The 5,063-nt window shown below is 63.5% G+C and carries 6 protein-coding genes; 5 read left to right on the forward strand and 1 reads right to left on the reverse strand.

Features of this window, described 5'->3' with window-relative positions:
- The first annotated feature begins 2 nt into the window (after nucleotides 1-2).
- Nucleotides 3-752, forward strand: a complete 750-nt coding sequence (locus EN991_RS22800; RefSeq protein ID WP_245461044.1) for a metallophosphoesterase — start codon at nucleotides 3-5, stop codon at nucleotides 750-752.
- A gap of 11 nt (nucleotides 753-763) precedes the next feature.
- Here EN991_RS22800 and EN991_RS22805 read toward each other — a convergent pair whose 3' ends face one another.
- Nucleotides 764-2,014, reverse strand: coding sequence for a cellulase family glycosylhydrolase (locus tag EN991_RS22805; RefSeq protein ID WP_127369596.1), 1,251 nt, complete (start codon nucleotides 2,012-2,014; stop codon nucleotides 764-766).
- A 57-nt stretch (nucleotides 2,015-2,071) separates the two neighbouring features.
- On the opposite strand from EN991_RS22805, the gene ybgC reads away from it, so the two are divergent.
- The 4 genes from ybgC to EN991_RS22825 form a co-directional block, all read left to right on the forward strand.
- Nucleotides 2,072-2,542: a tol-pal system-associated acyl-CoA thioesterase gene (gene ybgC / locus EN991_RS22810; RefSeq protein WP_127369597.1), complete on the forward strand. Its 471-nt coding sequence runs from the start codon at nucleotides 2,072-2,074 to the stop codon at nucleotides 2,540-2,542.
- Between the two features lie 399 nt (nucleotides 2,543-2,941).
- Complete coding sequence (gene tolQ / locus EN991_RS22815; RefSeq protein WP_013529145.1) at nucleotides 2,942-3,652, forward strand: protein TolQ; 711 nt, start codon at nucleotides 2,942-2,944, stop codon at nucleotides 3,650-3,652.
- Between the two features lie 10 nt (nucleotides 3,653-3,662).
- Entirely contained in the window at nucleotides 3,663-4,115 is a 453-nt protein-coding gene (tolR, locus tag EN991_RS22820; RefSeq protein WP_023811855.1) for a protein TolR, read from the forward strand.
- A 7-nt stretch (nucleotides 4,116-4,122) separates the two neighbouring features.
- On the forward strand, nucleotides 4,123-5,063 hold a 941-nt coding region (locus EN991_RS22825), incomplete at its 3' end, for a hypothetical protein (RefSeq protein WP_127369598.1).

Genomic DNA, 5,063 nt, shown 5'->3' on the forward strand with positions numbered 1-5,063 from the left:
GCCTGAAGCTGCGCATCGTCGCGCTTGCCGATATCCATGCCTGCCGGCCATGGATGACGCCGGAGCGGATCGCCTCACTTGTCGAAGACGCGAATGCCCTGCAGCCGGACGTGATCGTCCTGCTCGGCGATTATATCGCCGGCATGCCCTTGGTGACCGGCCCGGTGACGCCGTCGCAATGGGCCTCCGCCCTCTCGGACCTCAAGGCACCGCTCGGCGTGCTCTCGATTCTCGGCAACCATGACTGGTGGGCAGATGGCTTCGCGCAGCGCGCCGGGGCCGGCCCGACCGTAGCGCGCAAGGCCCTGGAGAAAGTCGGCATTCCGGTGCTGGAGAACGATGTCGTGCGCCTGGAAAAGGATGGGCATGGTGTCTGGATTGCCGGGCTTGCCGACCAGCTGGCACTGCTGCCGACCAGCGACCGCGCCGGCTTCACGGGGCTGGACGATCTCGACGGCACGCTGGCCAAGGTCAGCGACACCTCGCCCATCATCCTGCTTGCGCACGAGCCGGATATTTTTCCGAAAGTGCCGTGGCGCGTCTCGCTGACCCTGTCCGGCCACACCCATGGCGGACAAATTCGGCTGTTCGGCTATTCGCCGGTCGTGCCATCGCGTTTCGGCAACCGCTACGCCTATGGCCACGTCGTCGAGAAGGATCGCAATCTGATCGTCTCCGGCGGGCTCGGTTTCAGCATATTGCCGGTGCGTTTCGGGATGCGGCCGGAAATCCTGTCGATCGACCTTGGCTAATCCAGATCGCCTCAGTGAAGCGATTTGATCGCGTCCATCACGTCCGGCTCGGCCTTGTCGCCGTTGAAGGCATCGACGATGCCGAAGGCGCCGCCATAGCTCCACACCGACCATGAGAAGCCGTGTGCTTCGGCACGCGCGATCATGTCCCTGACATAGGCGGCCCGATACCCGGCGGGCATCACATAGGAATTGCCGTATTCCTGGCGGATCATGCCGAACTCGCCCAGCGTGATATTTCCAGGCTTGACGCCGTTGGCCCTCGCCCACGCCTCGACCTTTTCGAACGGCGCATCCATCAAGCCGAGCAGTCTGTCGGGGCTGTCCATGCTGGCGACCTGTTCGTCAAGATAGGCAAGCAGGCCGCTTTGCCGCGTCCATGGCGCCTCGGCCTTGATCCTGGCGCGGATGGTGTCGAGCGTCACGTCGAGCTGTGCCTTGGGCACCGCGGTCAACGGATAGGGCAGGCCAGTCACATAGGGGATGAAGTCTCCGGCCCAGGTTGCGCCCTGATGGGTGAGCAGAAACGGATCGTAGGAATGGAAGGTCCAGATGACGTTGTCGTCCGGAATCGTCTTCGGGTCGATCTTTTCCAACGAACTCGCGGCGGAATAGCAGGCGCCGGTCAGCACCAGGGTCAGTTTCGTCGCCGAGGATCGCGCCGCCGCGAACAGTTTGCGCTGGCGGTCCGGCCACAGGCTGGTGCCATCGCTGTCGCAGTCGACGATCGGTTCGTTCATGGGCTCGAAGGCGACCTGGGCGGGATCTTCGCTGGCCAGCGTGCGGGCCATCTTGCGGACCATCTCGACATAGGCGTCGAAGGTCCGTGGGTCGCCCATCACTTCAGCCATTCCGATCTTGCGGCTGCCGCCGGCCGGGATCAGGTGCATGTCGACGATCACCTTGAGTCCGGCGCGGTTGATCATGCGCACCGAGTCCAGCACGCTGGCATAGAGATCGTCACGCAAGGCCACGGTCTGGTCGGACAGAAAGGGCGATGGATCGACCGGCATGCGCAGGAAATCGAAGCCGGCATCCTTCAACGCCTTGAGGTCGTCCTCCCCAAGGAATTTCCGCCACTCCGGATAGGGCAGGATGGCCTTGGCGTCGCCCCACTGGTCCTCGCCGGGCCAGGTGACCCACTGGTCGAGATTGAGGCCGCGCTTCATCGAGAATTTCGCGGTCTGGCCAGGCAGCGCCAAAGCCACCAACACGAACAGCGTCGCCGTCAAACTCTTGATCATCGCCGTCAACAGTGCCATCCGATGCTGTGTCACGCGGGAAACAGGTGCCTCGTCGGGGCTGAAAAAGGAAGCGCAATGGGCGATCATGGTGAATCGGCGACGCTGCTGGCCGGGCTTTCCGGTGCGCTGACGGCGTTCGGCCACCGGCTGATGGCGCGAGTCTATTATGCCGACACCGATTTCTCCGGCGTCGTCTATCATGCGCGCTATCTCGAATTCTTCGAACGCGGCCGCTCCGACTATCTCAGGCTGACCGGCGTGCACCACACAGAGCTTGCCGACGGCAAGCATGGCGAAAGAATAGTCTGGGTGGTGCGCCGCATAGAGATCGACTTTCGCGGCCCGGCCCGGATCGACGACATCCTGACCGTCGACACCCGCACCGAGGAGATTTCCGGCGCGCGCATCTTCATGGCGCAACAGCTCAAGCGCGGCGACGAGGTGCTGGTCGAGGCCAAGGTCGAGGCGGCGATCATCGGCGAGAATGGCCGCCCAAGGCGCTTTCCCAAGGAATGGGTGGCGGCATTCATGCCACGGGTGGGATGATATTCAGGTGATGCCGGCCTGCAAACGGTGATTCCCTGCGCTTCCGGTGCTCGGGTACTTCAGGTACCCTCCGCTCCGGTTCTCGGAAACCACCGCTTTCGGCTCGGCCTGACCTGAATCTCAACCCATCCCGACTTCGCGCTTGGATGATGGCGTTACAACTGTGCGGGCGTGGCAATGCGCCGCGCCTTATATACTAACCCATCCTTAACCATAACGGTTCATGAAGAGATTGGTGAAGATTGGCGTTATCGAACGCCTTCCTTTCACCAATATTTGCCCTGAAAAGGCCGACAACGGCACAGTTTGGGGTTGTTCCGGTAGCTTCGTGCGAACCGACCACAAGGGATGCCAGGGGCCAGCCGCCAGCTTCGCCCGGAAAATCTTAAGGACGTAACGATGGAAAATATCGCACTCGCCGATCCGGGCGCGCAATTGTCGGTTTGGTCGCTGTTCGTTTCGGCCAGCTGGGTGGTCAAGCTGGTCATGATCGGCCTGCTCTGCGCCTCGGTCTGGACCTGGGCGATCATCGTCGACAAGCTGGTTTCCTATGCCCGCATGCGGCTGGCGCTCAACCGGTTCGAGCAGGTGTTCTGGTCGGGGCAGTCGCTGGAGGAGCTTTACCGCACGCTCGCCGATCGCAAGACCACCGGCATGGGCGCCATTTTCGTGGCGGCCATGCGCGAGTGGAAGAAGAGTTTCGAGAAGGGCGCCAAGTCGCCGCTCGGCCTGCAAACCCGCATCGACAAGGCGATGGACCTGGCGCTGACCCGCGAGATGGAAAAGCTGGAAGGGCGCCTCGGCTTCCTTGCCACCACGGGCTCGGCGGCACCCTTCATCGGCCTGTTCGGCACCGTCATCGGCATCATGACGTCGTTCCAGGCGATCGCCGGCTCCAAGAATACCAGTCTCGCGGTGGTTGCGCCGGGCATCGCCGAAGCGCTGCTGGCGACGGCCATTGGCCTGCTCGCCGCCATTCCCGCCGTCATCGCCTACAACAAGCTGTCGTCCGACGCGAGCAAGATAGCCGTGCGCATGGAAGGATTCTCCGACGAGTTCTCCGCCATACTCTCGCGCCAAATCGATGAAAAAGTGGCCCCCAAGGCCTGAGGAGTAGCAGATGGGTATGTCCATGGGCATGGGAGGACGCGGCGGGCGCGGCCACAGGCGGCGCGGCCGTCACCATGCACTGATGTCCGAGATCAACGTCACGCCGATGGTCGACGTGATGCTGGTGCTGCTGATCATCTTCATGGTCGCGGCACCAATGCTGACGGTCGGCGTGCCGATCGACCTGCCGGATACGCAGGCTAAGGCGATGAATGCCGACACGCAGCCGATCACCGTCTCGATCAACGCCGCCGGCCAGATTTATCTGCAGGAAACCGAAATCCCGATCGAGGAGCTGGTAGCCAAGCTGCAGGCAATTTCCAAGACCGGCTATGAGGAGCGCATCTTCATCCGCGGCGACAAGTCCACCGACTATGGTACGGCGATGAAGGTGATGGCCCGTATTTCGGCCGCTGGCTACAAGAACATCGGCCTGGTTTCACTGCAGGAACAGGACCAGTAGACGCGCGATGAAGACCGGCCTCACCACATCGGTCATCTTGCATACGGCGGCGCTGACCTTCGGCCTGTTCACGCTGACGGCGCCGGCGGCACTTCCGTCGTCCGACGTCGAGTCGGTCGCGGTCGATATCGTGCCGATGGAAGCCATTGCGCAGACGTTGCAGGGCGACAAGAAGGCCGTGATGCATGAAAAGCCGGCGCCTGTGCCGACGCAGCGCCCGGACATCGTTCCGGATGCGCAGAAGGTCGGCGAGAACAGCGTCGACACCGACAAGCCGATAACGCCGGAAGCCAAGCCGAAGCCCGTCGACATGACCTCGGCTCCGCCGCCCGCGCCGACCCCGATCGAAAAGCCGAAGCCCGAGGACGTGCCGAAGCCGCAGGAGAAGCCCAAGCCCACCCCGGCAACGGAAGTGGCGCCGGCGCCGACGCCCAAGGAAGAGGTCAAGCCCGAGCCGGTCAAGCAGGCCGATCCCAAGCCGACACCGGCCAAGCCGGCGCCGACCCCGCCGCCGCAGGACAAGACCGCTGCCATCGATCCGACGCCCGAGGTCAAGCCCGACGCCGTCGCTGAAGCCATAGCGCAGGAGCCGCCCGCCGAGGCGACGCAGCTGCCGGATTCCGCTCCCGCGCCGGAAGCGCGGCCGAAGCCGCAGCCGGCGCAGGCCGAAAGCGCCAAGGCGCCGGAGCGCAAGGACGCCGACAAGCCGGTCAAGGAAGCGTCGTCGAAGCCGAAATCCGATGACAAGCAATTCAACGCCGACGAGATCTCCGCGCTCCTCGACAAGCAGAAACCATCCGGCGGGGGCGCCAAGCGCTCGACCCAGCAGGCGTCGCTCGGCGGCGACAAGGACCAAGGTCAGAAGCTTTCCAGGTCCGAAATGGGTGCCCTGGAAAGCCAGCTCGGCGGCTGCTGGACCCTTCCTGTCGGCCTTGAAGGTTCCGAGAA

The organism is Mesorhizobium sp. M7A.F.Ca.US.005.03.2.1 (assembly GCF_003997795.1).
In the GTDB taxonomy this organism is placed as follows: Bacteria; Pseudomonadota; Alphaproteobacteria; order Rhizobiales; family Rhizobiaceae; genus Mesorhizobium; species Mesorhizobium ciceri.